This is a genomic window from Lentzea sp. JNUCC 0626 (genome assembly GCF_043632865.1).
In the GTDB taxonomy this organism is placed as follows: domain Bacteria; phylum Actinomycetota; class Actinomycetes; order Mycobacteriales; family Pseudonocardiaceae; genus Lentzea.
In genome coordinates, this window is sequence record NZ_CP171635.1 from 2928047 (window position 1) to 2945078 (window position 17032).

Below are 17032 nucleotides of genomic sequence, written 5' to 3' on the forward strand. Positions count from 1 at the left end.
TCATCGACCCGATCAACACCATTGACCGGGTCGATCACCAGGTACTAGTCGCCGGAGCGGCGCACACGGGCGTACACGGTCTTGCCCCCGTCAGCCAGGGACCGGGTGCCCCAGGTGTGACACACCATGTCGACCATCACGACACCCCGGCCCCGCGCGCTGCCGAGCCGGGAGCAGCCCCGCACCGGAAGCTGCGACGAGGTGTCGTCGACCTCGATGGTGATCTCGCCGTCCGCGACGCCGCGGAGAACCCTGATCCGTCCGGTGCCCGGTGTGTGGTCGAGGACGTTGCTCACCAGCTCGGTGGCGACGAGCAGCACGTCGTAGCAGAAGTCCGCGCCGAGATCCGTGAGCGTGTCCGTGATCCGGCCGCGCAGGTCCGACAGGCCGATCGCGGGTCCGATGGGCAGATCGAGCACCAAGGAGCCCGAGTCCCCATCGATGGTCGTCACCAGGCTCCTTCGCGATATGCACTTTTGCTCGCACGTTACCTACTACTGGCCGACTACACCCCGTCGGAACGGCCTAAACCGCCCGCGGGTTCGCAATCCGCCAGCGGTAGGCAGGTCACGGTGCGCCAACGGGCCGACCCCGACTTCCCCATTCGGTGGCACGATGTGCCGATGAGCGTGCTGCGCAGGAACAACGTCGTGGTCACCGGCCGCGACGACGGCCCCGCGGTGCTGCTCGCCCACGGGTTCGGTTGTGACCAGAACCTGTGGCGGCTGGTCGTTCCTCACCTGTCCGAGCGGTTCCGGGTCGTGCTGTTCGACTACGTCGGCTCCGGCAGGTCGGATCTGTCGGCGTGGACGCCACAGCGGTACTCCTCGCTCGCCGGCTACGCGCAGGACGTCCTCGATATCTGCGCCGAGCTCGATCTTCGTGACGTCGTGCTGGTCGGGCACTCGGTCAGCTCGATGATCGCCGTCCTCGCGGCCACCCGCGAACCCGAGCGGTTCGCCAAGCTCGTCCTGCTGACTCCCTCGCCCTGCTACCTCGACGACGATGACTACCGCGGAGGATTCAGCCGCGCCGACATCGACGAGCTGCTCGACGCGCTGGAGTCCAACTACCTCGGCTGGTCCGCGACCATGGCGCCGGTCATCGTCGGCAACCCCGACCGACCCGAACTCGGCGACGAGCTGGAAGCGTCATTCTGCCGCACCGATCCCGCGGTGGCGCGGGTGTTCGCGCGCACCACGTTCCTGTCCGACAACCGCACGGACCTCGCCGGCGTCACCACCCCCACCGTCGTGCTGCAGTGTTCGGCGGACGCGATCGCGCCACCCGAGGTCGGCGAGTTCGTGCACGATCAGATCGACGGCAGCGTTCTCGTGACGCTGAACGCGACAGGGCACTGTCCGCAGTTGAGCGCCCCCGAGGAGACCGCGACCGCGATCATCGAGTTCGCGGCCGCTCGGTGATCGACCACGAGGCGGCCGACGACCCTCTGTCGGAACTGCTGGAAGACAGCACCGAAGACCTCTACGAGCACGCGCCGTGCGGCTACCTGTCGACCCTGATGGACGGCACGATCGTCAAGATCAACGCAACGCTGCTGGGCTGGCTCGGCACCACCCGCGACGACCTGGTCGGACAACGGCGGTTCGCTGACCTCCTCACCGTCGGAGGCCGGATCTACCACGAGACGCACTTCGAGCCGACGTTGCGCATGCACGGCGAGGCCGGCGGAATCGCACTGGAACTGCGGCGCGCCGACGGCACCCGGCTACCGGTGCTCGTGAGCTCGTCGGTCAAAACCAGCGCCAACGGCACCGCCAAGCTGATCCGCACCACCGTCTTCGACGCACGCGACCGCCGCTCCTACGAACAGGAACTGGTGCGCGCCCGGCAGGAAGCCGAACGCGAGCGCGACCGGGTGCAGCTGCTGGCTTCGACGTTGCAACGCACGCTGCTCCCGCCCTCGCTGCCGGACGTGCCCGGCATGGACGTCGCCGCCTACTACCACCCAGCCTCGGCCGACGAGATCGGCGGAGACTTCTACGACCTCTTCCCCCTCGCCGACGGCAGGTGGGCGTTCTTCCTCGGCGACGTGTCCGGCAAAGGCGCGGAGGCCGCCGCGGTCACCTCGCTGACCCGCTACACGCTGCGCGCCGCGACCGTCCACGACCCGCACCCCGTCGCTGTGCTGCGGAACCTCAACGCGGTGCTCATCCAGGAGCTGCACGGCACCTCGCCCCGTTTCTGCACCGCGATCCACGGCCTGCTCGAACCGGCTGCCGGCGGCGCCACGGTCACGCTTGCGAGCGGCGGGCACCCACCTGCGCTGCTGATCCGCCACGGCGGGATCGCCGAACTGCTCACCACCCGCGGAGGCCAGTTGATCGGCGCGCTGCCCGACGCACGGTTCGTCGAGCGGCAGGTGCGCCTGCTGCCCGGCGACACCCTGCTGCTCTACTCCGACGGTCTCACCGAAGCCCGCGTCCACGGCCAAGGCCGCTACAGCGAGGAAGAACTGCGCGATTTCGCCGACACCCTGGACACCAGCACCGCGACCGACACCGTGGCCGCGATGACCAGGCTGCTCACGAGTTTTGGCGACGGAGTCGACGACGACACCGCGTTGCTCGCACTCAGCGTCCACTTGGTTGGAGATGGCCCGTCATGACCCCGTTCACCGTCCTGACCCGCGACACCCCGGCCGGCCCCGTACTCGAGATCTCCGGCGAACTCGACACGGCGACGGCCCCTCAAGCGCTGAGGGCGATCGAGGCCCTCGCACCGCGCCCCGGCCAACAGGTGGTCGTGGACCTGGCAGGCTTGCGGTTCTGCGATTCCAGCGGCATCTCGGCATTGATCGCAGCCCACAAGTCGGTGCACGCGTCCGACGCGGGCCTGGCGTTGACCGGCGTTCCTCGTCACCTCGCACGGACCCTCGCAACAGTTGGTCTGGGCGACTTCTTCGTCACCCACGCCACCGCTTCCGACGCTCACGCTCGATGGGCGGAGTCCCGATCGGACCAGTAGCCGGCTGGGGTCGTACCCGCGTTTGACTACTCCGCGTGGCCCGTGGCGTGACCGTGCTGTGCGCGGCCGTCGCCGTTGGGCGCAGAAGGCAATCCGTTCATGGCCTGGCCACGAAGCAGCAGTGTGACACCGGGAAGAGAGCGTGCGATCAACGCACACTTGCTGACCGGTGCCTACGTGCTCAGCGCACTGTCTGACGCCGAGCACGCGAAGTTCGAAACACATTTGCGCGCGTGTTCGAGCTGCACCGACGAAGTGACCGGGCTGAGGGAAGCCACAGCCCGGCTCGGCAGCTCTGTCGACAAGGTCTCTCCGAGGGTGCTCCGACCGGATGTGATGCACGCGGCCGGGCAGGCGCAGCAGGTTCCGCGCACCTCCGAGATCGGAGCGACTCCGTCACGACGACAGGGTCTCCGACACGCTGCCGCACTCGTCTCGGCCGCCTGCGTGGCCGCCGTGCTGGTTGCCGGCGTGCATGGGGCACTGACAACGACCACGACCGTACCGGCGACCTCTCTCTCGCCGCGCACCCAGATCGGTGATCTGCTGGCCGCGCCGGACCTGCGTCTCGTCGGCACGGGAAACGCCACGGGTACCGCGGCGATGTCTCGCCACCGCGACGAGATGCTCTTCCTGGCGGACGACCTGCCCGCGTTGCCACATGATCGTGCCTACCAGCTGTGGCTGGTGGATTCTCGCGGTCCGCACCCGGCCGGCGTCCTGCGCCCCACCGGCGGAGTGGCATCGCTTCTGGTGGCAGGGATCGAAGACGTCCGTGAAACGATCGTCACCGCGGAACCTCTCAGCGGATCACCGAGCCCGACAGGCAGTCCCGTTATCTCAATCGCCCTTCGCTGACCGCACAAGCGACGATCCACATAGGACAGCAACGCTCCCGTCACACACAAAAACTCCGGAAACCGCATCGCAGTGCGGTTTCCGGAGTCGCGGTACTGCTACCCCTGGAGATGTCAGGAGGGCATCAGGACCGAGTCGATGAGGTAGACGGTCGCGTTGGCGGTGTGCACGCCGCCGCAGATCACGTTGGCGTCGTTGACCTTGATGGCGTTGCCGGAGCCGGTGACCTTGACGGTGCCGGTCTCGACGGTCTTCTGGTCACCGGCGATCTTGTCGGGCGAGATCTGGCCGGGGACGACGTGGTAGGTGAGGATCTTGGTCAGCAGCGCGTCGTCGGTCTTGAGCTTCTCGATCGTCGCGGCGTCGATCTTCGCGAAGGCGGAGTCGACCGGGGCGAACACGGTGAACTCGGCGCCGTTGAGCGTCGAGACCAGGTCGACCTTCGGGTTCAACTTGCCGGACACCGCACTGACGAGCGTGGTGAGCAGCGGGTTGTTGGACGCGGCGACGGCGACCGGGTCAGCCGCCATGCCGGTCACGGAACCCGCACCGGACGGAACCTGCTTCGCGTAGTCGGCACAGCCGGGACCGACGAGGTCCTTGGCCGGGTCTGCCATCGCCTGCGACGACGCGGTCGTGGTGGGCGCGGCGGCGGTGGAAGAGCTGCCACTGGAGGCCATGTCGCCCGAACCGCACGCCGCGCCGAACAGCGCGAGTGATGCGGTGCCGATGGCGAGAACGGTGTTGCGGACGGTCTTGTTCATGACGGATGTCTCCAAGGACTGAGCGGGGGAGCTTGTTGCCGGTGATTCGCGGCCCCTCGGAGAACGGATGGGTCTGGTTATCGATCTGTTACCAACTGGCTCACGCATCACGCGCGAACAGCGCAGACACCGCGCGGCAGATCCATCGTCCACAGTCGACTGTCGCTGCGAACCACTCTCCTGCAAGCCACAAGTGCCTGTGTCAACTGAGCAATCCGTTGTGCGTTCAGCCTCGAAGGACTGACATCACGTACTTCCGTCAATCCGAGTAGGGCCCCACATGTTGACCCTCGCACTGATCGGTCTGATCGGCGGCCTGGTCACCGGTATCTCGCCGTGCATCCTGCCCGTCCTGCCCGTCATCTTCTTCTCCGGCGGCACTCAGAGCGCCCGCTCCACGACGCCTGAGGCGGGCGCGGTGGCCGTGGCGACCAAGCCTGCGTCACGCACGCGGCCCTACCTCGTCATCGCCGGACTCGTCGTCAGCTTCAGCCTCGTCACACTGTTCGGGTCACTGCTGCTGACCGTGCTGAACCTGCCGCAGGACGTCCTGCGCTGGGGCGGCATCGTCGTGCTCGTCCTGATCGGCATCGGCCTGATCGTGCCGCGGTTCGAACAACTGCTGGAGAAGCCGTTCTCCTGGATCCCGCAACGCAATCCCGATGCGACCCGAGGCGGGTTCACACTCGGCTTGGCACTGGGCGCGGTCTACGTTCCCTGCGCGGGACCGGTTCTGGCCGCGATCACCGTGGCCGGCTCGACCGGCCGAATCGGCACCGAGACCGTCGTCCTGACGCTCACGTTCGCCGTCGGCGCCGCTGTCCCGCTGCTGATCTTCGCGCTCGCCGGCCGCCGCGTCGCCGAGCGGGTGCGGTCCTTCCGCAAGCGTCAGCGCGGCATCCGCATCACCGCGGGCGTCGTCATGATCGCGCTCGCGTTCGGTCTGGTGTTCAACCTGCCGCAGCTGCTGCAGCGTGTCATCCCGGACTACACCAGTTCGTTGCAGGACAAGGTGAACAACTCCGAGCAGGTCAAGCGAGCGCTGAACCTCGGTGGCCTGGTCAACGACCAGAACAAGGACCTGGACAAGTGCTCCGACGGCGGCACCGAGCTGGAGAGCTGTGGCACCGCACCGGACATCACTGGCATCCAGCAGTGGGTCAACTCGCAGCCACTGGAGCTGAAGGCCTTGCAGGGCAAGGTCGTCATGCTCGACTTCTGGGCCTACTCCTGCATCAACTGCCAGCGCTCGATCCCGCACATCGTCGCGTGGGACAAGGCTTACCGCGACGCCGGGCTCCAGGTCATCGGCGTCCACTCCCCCGAGTACGCGTTCGAGAAGGAACCCGCCAACGTCGAGGCGGCCGCGAAGAACTTCGGCATCACCTACCCCGTCGCCCTCGACAACAACCTCGGCACCTGGACCAACTACCGCAACCGCTACTGGCCCGCCCACTACCTGATCGACGCGTCCGGGACCGTGCGGCACATCAAGTTCGGCGAAGGCGACTACAAAGTCACCGAGAAGCTCATCCGCCAGCTGCTCACCGACGCCAATCCCGAAACGAAACTCCCCGCCTCGACCGAACTGGCCGACGACACCCCGGACAACGCCGACATCACCCGCGAGACCTACCTCGGCTCCACCAAGCGCGTGAACTTCGCCGGCACCGAGGAGTACACCAGCGGCGAGAAGTCCTTCCAGTTCCCCGAAAACCAGGCCGCGGACTCGTTCGCGCTTTCCGGCGCCTGGAAGCTCGACACCCAGTCGATCGCCCCCACCGACGCATCCGGGCAGATCAAGCTCAACTACCGCGCCAAGGAAGTCCGAATGGTGTTGTCCGGCAGGGGAACCGTCACCGTCGAGAACAACGGGCAGACCAAGACGATCGAGGTCGACGGCACCCCGAACTCCTACCAACTCGTCCTCACGCCCGAACTCCAGAGCGGCTCGCTCACCGCGACCGTCAGCTCCGGCGTCCAGGCCTTCTCCTTCACCTTCGGCTGATCAGGAACACCACCCATTCAGTTCACCGACATCGCCGTCCGCTACAGCGTTCTCAGCACCCCACCCCGATGCTGTTCTCAGGCGGCGAACCCGTCGCCACCCTCACCGCACCCCGCAACCGCGCCACCATCGTCAAGGCGCTGTCCACCTGGCTCTGAACACCAGCATCGTGGCGGGCCGTCGCGTGCTACGACCAGCGTTCCTTTGTCCGTACTTGTCAACCTGTTGGCGTCGACGGTGGCTGCTGCTCGTCGGTTTCGGGCCAGGGCAGCACTGTGAGTTCAGGCCATTGTTCTTGCCAGCGTTGAGCTTTGGCCTCGTAGACGTTGCGGGGAGCGAGTACGGGGTTGGGTCGGACGACGAGGTTGAACACGTCGGCGAGTCCGTGCGGCGCGTAGACGCGCCAGTGGTCGTCGCCGTCGAGGCGGATGCCCAGGCAGCAGGTTGTCGCCGCGAACGAGTCGATGGCCGCTTCGGTGGAGGTGTGGGGCCTGCAGGGAACCCCGAAGTGATCCTCGTACCTAGAGGTGCACGCGTGCCTCGTTGCGGATCTCGACGACCGCCGGCAAGTCGCGGAAGGCGTTCACGCCGGCCTGGATGACCTCGTCCTCGGCTTCCCAGCTGAGGTCGGTGTCGTCAAAGTAGAACAGGTCGTAGTCCTTGATGCCCTCGGCCGGTGGCCGGCCGGTGACCACGTTCCACACGGTCTGGAACACGCACCCTGCGGTCAGGTACCAGCCTGGAAGGTCCAGCTTCTTGGCGCGGGCCAAGACCTCCATCAACACCTCGTTGCGAGCGAGGGTCGTGCGCAACGCGTCGAGTTGTTCGTCCACCGGGAGTCGGCCGATCAGCATGCGGGGCCTCTGGTCCTGCTCCCGGCGGTCGCCTGCGATGTCTGGATCAGGAGACGGGCCTGATCTCCCTTTGCAGGAAAGCGACAACGATGTGTTGTCCCCGCTTCACGTCATCGTAGCTGTCACGGCCGTGCAGGCGACGACTCTTGGCCGGGCGACGTGCGCGACCGGTGTTCTGGTCAGCCCGGCGACATCGGCCCATCCGCCGCCGTTCCAGCGCTGGACCTGGTACGACGCCGGCGCCCGGTAGCGGTTGCCCGCGCGGTCGTCGCGGAAGTGCAGCCGGCCCTCACCGGCTGTGCGCTACCGCCGCCCCTGTCGACGTGCCGGAAGCCGTGCAGGGCGCCGACACCGCCGCGCCCTGCGCCAGGTTGGGCCGCGTGGAGGTCAGTTCGACGCCTGCCTTGGCGAACACGTCGACCATCCGCGCACTGTTCCGGACGACGTCGCGCGGAGCCTGAACGCCTCCGACCGTCGTCTGGTACACCACCGAACCGCCCGACGACAGTGTGACCAGTCCCTTCGCGGGGTTGCAGGGCACGCGGGTGAGACGGTCCACGATGAAGGCGCGCATTCCGATGCCCGAGTTCTGCTCGCACACGATCCAAGCCGCGCTCACGGCCACTGACCTCTTCGCGATCACCTGGTGGTGCTCGTACGACGTTGGCCACAGCCAGCAGGGCCGTCGGCCCGCGACGCCTGCCGCGCAGTCCCTTCAACGCCACGACACCCGCGAGCGCGAACGCCCAGCGCTACCTGAGTACCAGCAGGCCGACGGCAACGTCCACGTTTCGACGCCTCCCTCACGTCGCAATCTTCGCGGACCGCGAACGTCCCGCACTGCCGCTGAGCAAGTCGAGCACGGCCAGCCTGGTTTCGGGAGCCACTCCTCGCCGGGTCCATCTCTACGGAAAGTAGAGACACCGCTTCCCTTCGACCTCGCGTGTCATCCATTCGGCCCACTCACCCTCTACGCACGGCCAGATAGTGGAGCGATCACTGGGCCAGTCGCGGCCTCTTGCCGTGAGAGTGGTTTCACGGCTCGACGATTGGTCCATACCTATTGCCGTAGTCCACACGGGATCGGTCGTATCGCGCACGACCGGCATGACAAGAGGAGTTCCGAATGTCGACACCCCGGTTCCTGAAGCGCGCCGGAGTGGCCGTGGCCGCACTCGTCGCCACCACAGGCGCACTGGTGCTGCCCGCCACGACCTCGTCCGCCCAACCGTCCACATCGGACGCTTCGTTCGTGGTGAGCGAGGCCCAGTTCAACCAGATCTTCCCCGGCCGCAACAGCTTCTACACGTACAGCGGCCTGACGGCGGCCCTCGACGCCTACCCCGGCTTCGCCAACACCGGCGACGACACGGTGAAGAAGCAGGAAGCCGCGGCCTTCCTGGCCAACGTGAACCACGAGACCGGCGGCCTCGTCCACATCGTGGAGCAGAACCAGGCCAACTACCCGCACTACTGCGACGCCGGCCAGCCCTACGGCTGTCCTGCGGGCCAAGCCGCGTACTACGGCCGCGGACCGATCCAGCTGAGCTGGAACTTCAACTACAAGGCCGCCGGAGACAACCTCGGCATCGACCTTCTCGGCAACCCCTACCTCGTCGAGCAGGACGCGGCCGTCGCGTGGAAGACCGGCCTCTGGTACTGGAACACCCAGAGCGGCCCCGGCACGATGACCCCGCACGACGCGATGGTCAACGGCCGCGGCTTCGGTGAGACCATCCGCAGCATCAACGGCTCCATCGAGTGCAACGGCGGCAACCCGGCACAGGTGCAAAGCCGGATCGACAAGTACACGCAGATCACCGGGATCCTCGGAGTCCCGACCGGCAGCAACCTGTCCTGCTGACCGAACGCTGTGCGAGGGCCTTTCAGGCGAAAGGCCCTCGCACAGCTATAGCCTCACGGCGCCTGGCAACGCAACTCGGGCGGACCGCTACGCGCGCCTGACAACGGCGAATACCTGAACCTCTTCACCAGGACTCACCGCCCAGACGAACTCCAAATCCGAGAAGTCCAGCTGACCTGCGGTCCGCCGGTCGCGCTGCGGCGGCCCACATCCGGCACGCACCCCCCGGTGTGCATTTACCGGCCTAGAGGCCGGCACCCGGCTCGGTGGCCTCGTCAGCCGCGACACCGCACTCGGCGTACCGACCCGCGCAACAGAGCCTGGACGGCGGCGTGCGGATCTCCGGCAGCGGTCCCCCGCCCGATGGCCTTGGTCATCGATCGAGGTCGACGCGGTCGATCAGCTCCCTGATGACGACCAAGTCCAGGAAAGCGTTGCACCGCACGACTTTGTCGTTCCTCAGCTGCCAGATCCAGCAGTACTCGTTGCGATAGGGCTTTCCGTCGAGCGCGGTCGCGTCACCGTCGAAGTGGATGATCACGACGTCCCTGTGGGTCCACAGGTCCCGGATCGTCATGGCGAGCGGGGACGACAGGCGGTCCAGGATCGGAGCCGCGCCCTGGCTGAGGAACTCGGACTTCGACGTGTACGTGCTGCCGTTGACGATCGTCCACTCGACATCGTCGTCGAGGACGTCGTACACACTGCCGCCGACGTTCTGCCGTGCGAACGCCTTGGTGACCTCAGCCCGATTGCGCCTTTCCTGCGCAGCAACGGCGTGCTGCGGGCCGTGGTCCCGTTCAGGTGACGCTCCTACGGTCACTTCGGACAGCATCGTGGCACCGGCGGCTGCTCCGCTTGCCAGGAGCCACCTCCTGGTGTGCGCGGTCATCGGTTTCCCTCCTCGGCCTGGGAGTGTGCCTCGCTGCCCTCGCGGTAGAACAGGTATCCCCCGTGGCTGAGCACGTCCCCGTCGAACTCTCCGTCTGCGCTGAATCCGGTGTCGTCGACGTAGAAGATCCGGTTGCCGGAAATCCGGTAGGAGCCGGTGTAAGCGCTCTGGCGTTCGCCCCGGGCTTCGTCGTAGCGGCCGTTCGGGAGCAGTTCCTGGCGGATGTGGTTTTCGGCGGTCACCCACATACCGATGTACGGGTGTGATTGCGACTCGGACGAGGACTGTGGTCGATCGTCGTCCCGGCCTGACGCGGCACACGCGTTCACCGCGGCCAGGAACAGGACCAGGCAGGACCGGGCGGTCAGGGACAAGGTGGTCACGTTCGCGGACTCCTCTGGACGACGGGACTCAGTGGCGGTTCTGGTGACTGGTCGCGGCCAGGCTGCCCAGCAGGCGCAGGCCGTCCTCGCTGGGGCTGCCGGGCTCGGCGTGGTAGACGACGAGTTGCTGGCCGGGTGCGGAGCTGATGTCGAACGTCTCGTAGAACAGGTGGAGTTCGCCGACGGCAGGATGGCTGAACAGCTTGTCCTTGTTCGTCTTCCCGAGGACGTGGTGGCGCTCCCACAGCGAGCGGAAGCGTTCGCTGGCCGCACTCGCCTCGGAAACCAGTTCGTGCAGGCGGGGCAGACCCGGCTGATGCCCGGTCGCCAGCCGCAGGTGCCCGACGGTTTCCCGTGCCACGCGGTCCCACTCGGTGAAGAAGCGGTGGGCGAACGGATCCAGGAACGTCATGCGCACCAGGTTGTCCGTGAGAGCGAACCCGGAGTGCAACTCGGCGGCGAACTGGTTGCGCGCCAGCACGTCCAGCGTTCGGTCGATCACCATGGCGGGGTAGGAGGTCCACCCTTCCATCAGCCGCCGCACGCCGGGCGAGACGGTGCGAGAGGGGCTCGCGACACCGACCGCCGGATCAAGGCGCGCGAGCCGGTAGAGGTGCCTCAGTTCGTCCTCTCGCAGCCCGAGCGCCCGGCTGATCGCGTCGACGATCTGGCTCGACGGGCGACACTCGCGGCCGCGCTCGAGGCGCGTGTAGTAGTCGGTGCTCAGCCCGGCGAGGACAGCGACCTCCTCCCGGCGCAGGCCGGGGACCCGGCGCCTCCCGGTCGTGGGCAGACCGACGTCGCCTGGCGTCAGCTCCTCCCTCCGCGACCGCAGGAAACGCCCCAGCGCGTTGTCGTTCTGACCTGCGGTCAGCGACGGGTTCTCGTCCGGCATGTCGGTCTCCTCGGGACTCGATCACGTCGAGCGTAGGTCGAGTCCGCGGAGGTTTCCTGGGTGCGCTGCACCCCGGCTGAGCCCGCAGGGAAGCCGTCGAGACAACAGACTGTCCACATAGGTCGTCGTGTGCGAAACCCGCATTTCATGAGCCGGGCGATGGGAGAACGCGATGGTGAACGACGATCTGCTGATCCAGGCTCGCGGGGGAACCGGCGAGGCATTCAGGCAGCTCTTAGAACCTTTCGAGCGCGAGTTGCACGCGGAGCAGGCTGAGGACCTGATCATCGTTGCTGACGAGATGGTGTCGAACGCCTTGCGGCACGGATCGACGCCGAGGGCGATCCGCCTGAGACGACAGGCGGATTCCCTTCGGCTCGAAGTGGATGACGGCAGCACGACCACGGCTCATGCCCGCACCCCGGACTTTCACGGCGGGCGAGGGCTGACGTTGATCGGCACACTGGCTGCTGCGTGGGGACAGAACGTCCGCGAGAACGGGAAAACGGTGTGGGCCGAATTCACCCTTATGGTAGCGGTGCTCCGTCGAAAACTGCCGCCTCGCAGAAGTGTGGGCCAAGAATGGGCGGGGTATTGAGTGATCGCCGTGCGCACGCGTTCCACGGTAGGCCTACAACAGCGTGGGCCGGGCCGAACCGGCGCGGGAGGTTGAGCACTCACAGCACCCGCCGCCGGTCCGGTTCGACTCCCCCGCACGCGACCGCGAACATCACCGGCACCGTACGATGCCCCAACGTGCGTCAAGCAGCCGGCGCCGTGGACTCCCACTCCCGACGAAGGGGCACTGCGGAATGGCCGGCGACGCGACTCCACCATCGATGTCGTTGAACGACGATCGTCCGACCCCCTTGACGCGTCTGGACGAGACCACCGCGGCCTTGAACGCCCTCCGTGAGGCGTTCACCGGCGAGGAGCCGCTCGACCAGGCACTGCAACGCTTGGCGGAGACCGCGGCGAGGGCGATCCCCGACGCCGACGCGGTCACCGTCTCGGTGGTGGCGGATGACCAGCACCGCACGGCGGCGACCACGGACTCTCGTCTGGCGGACATCGACGAGAAGCAGCACAGCGCCGGTCGCGGACCGAGCGTGGAATCCGCGAAGCTCCTCGATGCGGTCCGGGCAGAGGTCGGTCAGCACCGCGAACTGTGGCCGGAGTTCGAATCGGCGGCAGCGGAACTCGGAGTCCGCGCGTACCTGTCCGTCCCCGTGGTGCTGCCCGCGGTGGACGACAGCGAAGCGCGGCACGTCGGGTCGCTGAGCGTCTACAGCTACATCGCCACGGCCTTCGACCCGTTCGACGAAGGACTCCTGCGTCTGTTCACCACCGCCGTCTCGGCGGCGATCACCAGTGCACAGCGCTGGCAACACTCCAAGAAGCAGGTAGAGCAACTCGAGCGTGCGCTCAGCTCACGAGCGGTGATCGATCAGGCGAAAGGTGTGCTGATGGCCGTGCACTCCTGCACCGCGGACGAAGCGTTCGCGAAGCTCGTGCACAACTCGCAGCGCGACAACGTCAAACTCCGCGTCGTGGCTGCCAACCTCCTCGCATCCGTGATGCGCACATGACCGCTCAAGGCTCAGCCACGCAAGGGCGAGATCAGTCGGTTGAGGATCGATCGACGATTTGCGACGGTTCCTCTCCGGCGGCGTACTCGCGCAAGGCCACCGTCAGCTCCTCCATGAACCCGAGCACTGTCACGACCTGGTCGTCGTCGAGGCGGTCGGTGATGGTGGTGATCTCGCGCAGCAACGGCGTCAGCGCCTGCCGCACCTCGCCGCGAGCGTGATCGGTGGCGCCGAGCACGACGCGGCGGCGGTCGTGCGGGTCCGGAGACCGGGTGAGGTGTCCAGCACTGACCAGCCGATCCACCAGGACCGTGGCCGAGGCGGAGCGGATGCCGAGCCGGTCGCCGAGCTCGACCGTGCCGAGGGGCGAATCGGCCGACACCACCTGGTCGACCGCCTGCACGTCGGTGATGCGCACGCCGAGGCGACGCGCCATCGCGGCCTGCATCTCGCGCCCCGCCTGCAGCATCCGCCGTACCGCCAGAGCGACTTCGCGAGGTTTGTCGTGATTCACCCGGTCATGGTAGCTAGATTTTCTAGCTAAAGAGTATCGTCGAGAAGGTGACTAGAAGTTCTAGCGAGCTCAACGCGCAGATGATCGAGCAGATCCTGGTCAACCCCGCACAGCCCGTGGCCGACGACGGCTACGGGCTGCGGGTGGTGGAGATACGCGGGCGGCGGTCGGGCAGGCCTCACCGCACGCCGCTCGGCTTGACCCAGGTCAGCGGCCGCCAGTACCTCGTCTGCCCGGATCGGCGGCGTGACTGGGTGCGAAACCTTCGTGCACGCGTCGAGTGCATCCTTCTGGCCGGTGGCGAGCAGCAGTCGAGAAGTGCCGTTCCCGTGGAGGGTGAGGAGGCCGCGGTCGTGGTGTCGGTCTACCTGTCCGCCGTGAAAGCGCCGTGGGCGTTGCGGGCTTTCCCGGTGGCGCCAGGCTCCTCCACGACCGAGATCGAACGCCATCTCGGCGAGATGGCGGTGTTCCGCCTGGACGGTGGCTCATGACGGACTGCGTGATCGCCGGTGGCGGACCGGGTGGCATGGTGCTCGCCTACCTGCTGGGACGCGCGGGGATCTCCGTCTCCCTGCTGGAGAAGCACCGCGACTTCGACCGGGACTTCCGCGGCGACTCGCTGCACCCGTACACGTTGGAACTGCTCGATCAACTCGGCCTCGCCGGGCAACTGCTGTCGTTGCCCCATCACAAGGCTCACCTGTTTCGGTTTCACGTTCCCGGCGCGACCATCACCGCCGCGGACTACGGCAAGCTCCGCTCGCCTTTCAACTACGTGGCGCTGATGCCGCAGGCGCGGTTTCTCGACTTCCTCTCAGAGCAGGTCCAGGCGTTGCCCGGCTGCCGGGTCATGACCGGATGCACCGTGACCGATCTGCTCACCGCCGAGAAGGGTGAGGTACGAGGTGTCCGGTACCGCGACAGCACGGGCAACCACGACCTGCCCGCCGCGCTGACCGTCGGCTCCGACGGCAGGTTCTCCCGGCTGCGCAAATTGGCCGCCCAGCCCGCCCACTCCCTGGGCGCGGCCACGGACCTCCTGTGGTTCCGCCTTCCCCGGCGCGACACGGACCCACCCGACGCGGACGTCGACCTCTACTTCGGCCGTGACCACTACGTCGGCCTGCTCGCCGGCACCGCCGGGTGGCAGGTCGGCTACACGCTGCCCAAAGGCGGTTACCCGGCTGCCCGTGACGAGGGGGTCGAGCCGATCCGCCGGTTCGTCGCCGGCCAGATCCCGCGGCTCGCCGACCGCGTCCACCTGCTGGAGGACTTCACGCAGACCACCTTGCTGTCGGTGGACATCTCTCGCGTCACGTCCTGGTGGAAACCGGGTTTGCTCCTGATCGGCGACGCCGCGCACGTGATCTCCCCGGTCGGCGGCAACGGCATCCTCATGGCCATCCAGGACGCGGTCGCCGCCGCCAACCACCTCGTCCCCGCACTCCGCACGGGCAATCCGGCGTCCGACGAGGTGCTCGCCGCGATCCAGGCTGAACGGGAGCCCTCGATCCGCAGAGTTCAGGCCCAGCAGGTGCGCACCGAACAACGCATCGCCTCCGCCAGGGCCAAGGGCAAGGCGATCGCTCCACCCGCATTGCTCCGGTACGTCACGGCGATACCGGGCGTTCGCCGGATTCTCGCTTCCGCCAACGCCTACGGCCCACGGCCGCCGCGGCTGCTGCCGATCGCCGACAGCGTCTCGTCGTGATCCCGAGTTGGCGGTTTCGCTGCGCAACAATACGATCCCGCCCTGGCTCGGCATCGGATGGTGGTCGTTCTGCTGGACGACGTTCTGCCGCTCGACTACGCGATCCCGATTCACGTCTTCGGCAGGGAAGCGCCCGAGGCGTACGACCTCGTGACGGTCACGATCGGGGGTGGCCCGGTTCGAGTGGCCGGCGGGACCACGGTGACTCCGGACGGCGGGCTCGAACTGCTGCGCCGAGCACGCACGGTGGTCGTGCCGGATACGCCGACGCGCGGCTGTGACCATGTCGGAGAGGACATTTCACCGGCGGTTCTGCGAGAGAGTCGGCCTTTCACCGCTGGCCTGGCTGCGTGATCAGCGCATCGCGAGAGCGAAAGAACTGCCGGAGACCTCAGAACTGTCTGTTGAGGACATAGCCCGTCGAGTCGGGCTGGGAACGGCGACCAACCTGCGAGTGCAGTTCCGGCGGGCCACGAACGTGTCCCCTCGTGAGCACCGCAGGTCCTTCACGTTCGGCCGCGACTGAGGTGCACGGGGGTGCCCGGGATCCGGCGCGCGAAGTCCGGGCACCCCCGCATGATCAGCCGACCATGAGCGCGAACTTGGCGATCACGGCGGCCGTGGCGTTCGGCTTCGCGGTGTTGACCAGGTCGACCGGGTTCTGCAACTGGTGGGTTTCACCGGTCGGCGGGAACTTCTTCAGCGTGCCGACCAGCTTGGCCGCGTCCTTCGTGGACAGCACCAGCGGCTCCGGGCTGACATCGGGCTGGTTCACCGTCACCCGCAGGCTGAGCGACAGCGTGTGCGTCAACGTCGGAGGAACGGCCGTGTTGAGCCGCAATTCACCCGCGGCCGCAGCGTCGTAGGTGTCCGGCCTGATCGACACGTCACCCTTGGGCAGCTTGCCCGCGAGATTCAGGTCGAGCACACGCAGGCGCACCGCCTTGAGGGGATCGGTCTCCCCCGCGACGACGCGGACGACGATGTCACCGCTGAGGTCGACCTTCTCCGTCTTCGCACCGATCCTGATCTCGACGCCCGGAGCCGTGAGCTTCAGCGTGGCCACCGCCCCCAGCGCGGGGATGGCCGGAACGGGCGGGGCTGCTGCTAGAGCGGGCAGAGCGGCAAGGCTGGCGAGTGCCGTGGTGCAGGCGATGATCGAGATCCGGCGACCGATGGTACGCACCGTGATTCCTCCTCATGTTCACGCTGATGCCGTTGAAGACTCCGACTCCTCCAGGTTCAGCCGACGGGAAAGCCGGGAACACCCGTGCCCCCTGACCGTCGGGGAACGTCACCCCGCCGGTGCCGCCGCCATCCGGAGACCACCTCCGCCGGTGGTCTCCGCCATTCGTTTGGGACCAATGAATCGGCGTCGAAACCACCCTTCCAGCTGAAACGCGACCACGAATCGTGCACGGCCTCTGGCGGGAAGCTTTCGATAGGTGGCGGAGCCGCCTCCTCCGTGTGGCGCCGGGTGTCCGCACAACCGCCTGCTGACCCCGGACAACCTGGTCGTGCGCGACTGTCCCGGTGGCACCGAGGTGTACTTGCGTGCTGACAAGTTCGCCGAGGTCTACGCGACCACGCGCGACCAGACGATTCTCGCCGTCGCGCAGAAGCCGTTCGCCCCGGCCACCCTGGAAGGCAGTTTCACGGGATCGCCAGCTGGCACACGCTGCCCTCGTGGTCCGTCGTGTCCACACAGGACA

The 17032-nt window shown here is 67.2% G+C and carries 22 protein-coding genes; 12 read left to right on the forward strand and 10 right to left on the reverse strand.

Going from position 1 to position 17032, the window contains the following annotated elements; genetic code table 11:
• Nucleotides 1-44: 44 nt before the first annotated feature.
• Nucleotides 45-452 carry an ATP-binding protein gene (locus JNUCC0626_RS13135; protein ID WP_394620002.1) on the reverse strand — a complete coding sequence of 136 codons (408 nt, stop codon included), beginning with the start codon at nt 450-452 and terminating at the stop codon, nt 45-47.
• 171 nt (nt 453-623) lie between these two features.
• Here JNUCC0626_RS13135 and JNUCC0626_RS13140 point away from each other — a divergent pair, with 171 nt between their 5' ends.
• The 4 genes from JNUCC0626_RS13140 to JNUCC0626_RS13155 all read left to right on the forward strand — a co-directional run bounded on the left by JNUCC0626_RS13140 (nt 624) and on the right by JNUCC0626_RS13155 (nt 3846).
• Entirely contained in the window at nt 624-1424 is an 801-nt protein-coding gene (locus JNUCC0626_RS13140; protein ID WP_394620003.1) for an alpha/beta fold hydrolase, read from the forward strand.
• Nucleotides 1421-2629 carry a PP2C family protein-serine/threonine phosphatase gene (locus JNUCC0626_RS13145; RefSeq protein ID WP_394620004.1) on the forward strand — a complete coding sequence of 403 codons (1209 nt, stop codon included), beginning with the start codon at nt 1421-1423 and terminating at the stop codon, nt 2627-2629. Before JNUCC0626_RS13140 ends, JNUCC0626_RS13145 begins: the two co-directional genes overlap by 4 nt.
• Entirely contained in the window at nt 2626-2988 is a 363-nt protein-coding gene (locus JNUCC0626_RS13150) for an STAS domain-containing protein (protein WP_394620005.1), read from the forward strand. The genes JNUCC0626_RS13145 and JNUCC0626_RS13150 overlap by 4 nt, the downstream gene beginning before the upstream one ends.
• A 159-nt stretch (nt 2989-3147) precedes the next feature.
• The gene (locus tag JNUCC0626_RS13155; RefSeq protein ID WP_394620006.1) at nt 3148-3846 is read left to right on the forward strand and encodes an anti-sigma factor; all 699 of its coding nucleotides are present in this window, start codon (nt 3148-3150) and stop codon (nt 3844-3846) included.
• 113 nt (nt 3847-3959) lie between these two features.
• Here the strand turns inward: JNUCC0626_RS13155 and JNUCC0626_RS13160 are convergent, their stop codons facing one another.
• Nucleotides 3960-4610 (reverse strand): fasciclin domain-containing protein, encoded by a 651-nt coding sequence (locus JNUCC0626_RS13160; protein ID WP_394620007.1) that lies wholly within the window; start codon nt 4608-4610, stop codon nt 3960-3962.
• Nucleotides 4611-4890: 280 nt separating this feature from the next.
• Between JNUCC0626_RS13160 and JNUCC0626_RS13165 the strand changes: the two genes are divergently transcribed.
• A complete protein-coding gene (locus JNUCC0626_RS13165; RefSeq protein WP_394620008.1) occupies nt 4891-6618 on the forward strand; it encodes a cytochrome c biogenesis protein DipZ in 1728 nt (575 codons plus the stop codon).
• A 217-nt stretch (nt 6619-6835) separates the two neighbouring features.
• Here JNUCC0626_RS13165 and JNUCC0626_RS13170 read toward each other — a convergent pair whose 3' ends face one another.
• The 3 genes from JNUCC0626_RS13170 to JNUCC0626_RS13180 form a co-directional block, all read right to left on the reverse strand.
• The gene (locus JNUCC0626_RS13170; RefSeq protein ID WP_394622031.1) at nt 6836-7084 is read right to left on the reverse strand and encodes a nucleotidyltransferase family protein; all 249 of its coding nucleotides are present in this window, start codon (nt 7082-7084) and stop codon (nt 6836-6838) included.
• A 55-nt stretch (nt 7085-7139) separates the two neighbouring features.
• Entirely contained in the window at nt 7140-7472 is a 333-nt protein-coding gene (locus JNUCC0626_RS13175; protein WP_394620009.1) for a nucleotidyltransferase family protein, read from the reverse strand.
• A 289-nt stretch (nt 7473-7761) separates the two neighbouring features.
• The gene (locus JNUCC0626_RS13180) at nt 7762-8091 is read right to left on the reverse strand and encodes a hypothetical protein (RefSeq protein ID WP_394620010.1); all 330 of its coding nucleotides are present in this window, start codon (nt 8089-8091) and stop codon (nt 7762-7764) included.
• 507 nt (nt 8092-8598) lie between these two features.
• Here JNUCC0626_RS13180 and JNUCC0626_RS13185 point away from each other — a divergent pair.
• Nucleotides 8599-9336, forward strand: a complete 738-nt coding sequence (locus JNUCC0626_RS13185; RefSeq protein ID WP_394620011.1) for a chitinase — start codon at nt 8599-8601, stop codon at nt 9334-9336.
• Nucleotides 9337-9709: 373 nt separating this feature from the next.
• Here JNUCC0626_RS13185 and JNUCC0626_RS13190 read toward each other — a convergent pair whose 3' ends face one another.
• From JNUCC0626_RS13190 to JNUCC0626_RS13200, 3 genes are read right to left on the reverse strand one after another with little or no spacing between them, the layout of a single operon-like run.
• Nucleotides 9710-10228, reverse strand: a complete 519-nt coding sequence (locus tag JNUCC0626_RS13190; protein ID WP_394620012.1) for a nuclear transport factor 2 family protein — start codon at nt 10226-10228, stop codon at nt 9710-9712.
• Nucleotides 10225-10611, reverse strand: coding sequence for an Atu4866 domain-containing protein (locus JNUCC0626_RS13195; RefSeq protein ID WP_394620013.1), 387 nt, complete (start codon nt 10609-10611; stop codon nt 10225-10227). Before JNUCC0626_RS13195 ends, JNUCC0626_RS13190 begins: the two co-directional genes overlap by 4 nt.
• A gap of 28 nt (nt 10612-10639) precedes the next feature.
• Nucleotides 10640-11506, reverse strand: coding sequence for a helix-turn-helix transcriptional regulator (locus tag JNUCC0626_RS13200; protein WP_394620014.1), 867 nt, complete (start codon nt 11504-11506; stop codon nt 10640-10642).
• Between the two features lie 172 nt (nt 11507-11678).
• Between JNUCC0626_RS13200 and JNUCC0626_RS13205 the strand changes: the two genes are divergently transcribed.
• Together JNUCC0626_RS13205 and JNUCC0626_RS13210 are read left to right on the forward strand one after the other, a co-directional pair.
• Nucleotides 11679-12104 (forward strand): ATP-binding protein, encoded by a 426-nt coding sequence (locus tag JNUCC0626_RS13205; protein ID WP_394620015.1) that lies wholly within the window; start codon nt 11679-11681, stop codon nt 12102-12104.
• A 247-nt stretch (nt 12105-12351) separates the two neighbouring features.
• Entirely contained in the window at nt 12352-13095 is a 744-nt protein-coding gene (locus tag JNUCC0626_RS13210) for an ANTAR domain-containing protein (RefSeq protein WP_394620016.1), read from the forward strand.
• 31 nt (nt 13096-13126) lie between these two features.
• On the opposite strand, the gene JNUCC0626_RS13215 is transcribed toward JNUCC0626_RS13210, so the two are convergent.
• Complete coding sequence (locus tag JNUCC0626_RS13215; RefSeq protein ID WP_394620017.1) at nt 13127-13609, reverse strand: MarR family winged helix-turn-helix transcriptional regulator; 483 nt, start codon at nt 13607-13609, stop codon at nt 13127-13129.
• 47 nt (nt 13610-13656) lie between these two features.
• Between JNUCC0626_RS13215 and JNUCC0626_RS13220 the strand changes: the two genes are divergently transcribed.
• From JNUCC0626_RS13220 to JNUCC0626_RS13235, 4 genes are read left to right on the forward strand one after another with little or no spacing between them, the layout of a single operon-like run.
• Nucleotides 13657-14100, forward strand: a complete 444-nt coding sequence (locus JNUCC0626_RS13220) for a nitroreductase/quinone reductase family protein (RefSeq protein ID WP_394620018.1) — start codon at nt 13657-13659, stop codon at nt 14098-14100.
• Nucleotides 14097-15320, forward strand: coding sequence for an FAD-dependent oxidoreductase (locus tag JNUCC0626_RS13225; protein ID WP_394620019.1), 1224 nt, complete (start codon nt 14097-14099; stop codon nt 15318-15320). Before JNUCC0626_RS13220 ends, JNUCC0626_RS13225 begins: the two co-directional genes overlap by 4 nt.
• A 57-nt stretch (nt 15321-15377) precedes the next feature.
• Nucleotides 15378-15674, forward strand: a complete 297-nt coding sequence (locus tag JNUCC0626_RS13230; protein ID WP_394622290.1) for a hypothetical protein — start codon at nt 15378-15380, stop codon at nt 15672-15674.
• The gene (locus tag JNUCC0626_RS13235) at nt 15604-15846 is read left to right on the forward strand and encodes a helix-turn-helix domain-containing protein (RefSeq protein ID WP_394620020.1); all 243 of its coding nucleotides are present in this window, start codon (nt 15604-15606) and stop codon (nt 15844-15846) included. Before JNUCC0626_RS13230 ends, JNUCC0626_RS13235 begins: the two co-directional genes overlap by 71 nt.
• 54 nt (nt 15847-15900) lie before the next feature.
• Here JNUCC0626_RS13235 and JNUCC0626_RS13240 read toward each other — a convergent pair whose 3' ends face one another.
• On the reverse strand, nt 15901-16506 hold the full coding sequence (locus tag JNUCC0626_RS13240; RefSeq protein WP_394620021.1) for a hypothetical protein: 606 nt from the start codon (nt 16504-16506) through the stop codon (nt 15901-15903).
• Nucleotides 16507-17032: the final 526 nt, after the last annotated feature.

Bases quoted from the DNA above. Each gene is read 5' to 3' on its own strand.
- JNUCC0626_RS13140 (WP_394620003.1), top strand. From the start codon at position 624: ATGAGCGTGCTGCGCAGGAACAACGTCGTGGTCACCGGCCGCGACGAC.
- JNUCC0626_RS13150 (WP_394620005.1), top strand. From the start codon at position 2,626: ATGACCCCGTTCACCGTCCTGACCCGCGACACCCCGGCCGGCCCCGTA.
- JNUCC0626_RS13160 (WP_394620007.1), bottom strand. From the start codon at position 4,610: ATGAACAAGACCGTCCGCAACACCGTTCTCGCCATCGGCACCGCATCA.
- JNUCC0626_RS13165 (WP_394620008.1), top strand. From the start codon at position 4,891: ATGTTGACCCTCGCACTGATCGGTCTGATCGGCGGCCTGGTCACCGGT.
- JNUCC0626_RS13175 (WP_394620009.1), bottom strand. From the start codon at position 7,472: ATGCTGATCGGCCGACTCCCGGTGGACGAACAACTCGACGCGTTGCGC.
- JNUCC0626_RS13185 (WP_394620011.1), top strand. From the start codon at position 8,599: ATGTCGACACCCCGGTTCCTGAAGCGCGCCGGAGTGGCCGTGGCCGCA.
- JNUCC0626_RS13190 (WP_394620012.1), bottom strand. From the start codon at position 10,228: ATGACCGCGCACACCAGGAGGTGGCTCCTGGCAAGCGGAGCAGCCGCC.
- JNUCC0626_RS13200 (WP_394620014.1), bottom strand. From the start codon at position 11,506: ATGCCGGACGAGAACCCGTCGCTGACCGCAGGTCAGAACGACAACGCG.
- JNUCC0626_RS13205 (WP_394620015.1), top strand. From the start codon at position 11,679: ATGGTGAACGACGATCTGCTGATCCAGGCTCGCGGGGGAACCGGCGAG.
- JNUCC0626_RS13225 (WP_394620019.1), top strand. From the start codon at position 14,097: ATGACGGACTGCGTGATCGCCGGTGGCGGACCGGGTGGCATGGTGCTC.
- JNUCC0626_RS13230 (WP_394622290.1), top strand. From the start codon at position 15,378: ATGGTGGTCGTTCTGCTGGACGACGTTCTGCCGCTCGACTACGCGATC.
- JNUCC0626_RS13235 (WP_394620020.1), top strand. From the start codon at position 15,604: ATGTCGGAGAGGACATTTCACCGGCGGTTCTGCGAGAGAGTCGGCCTT.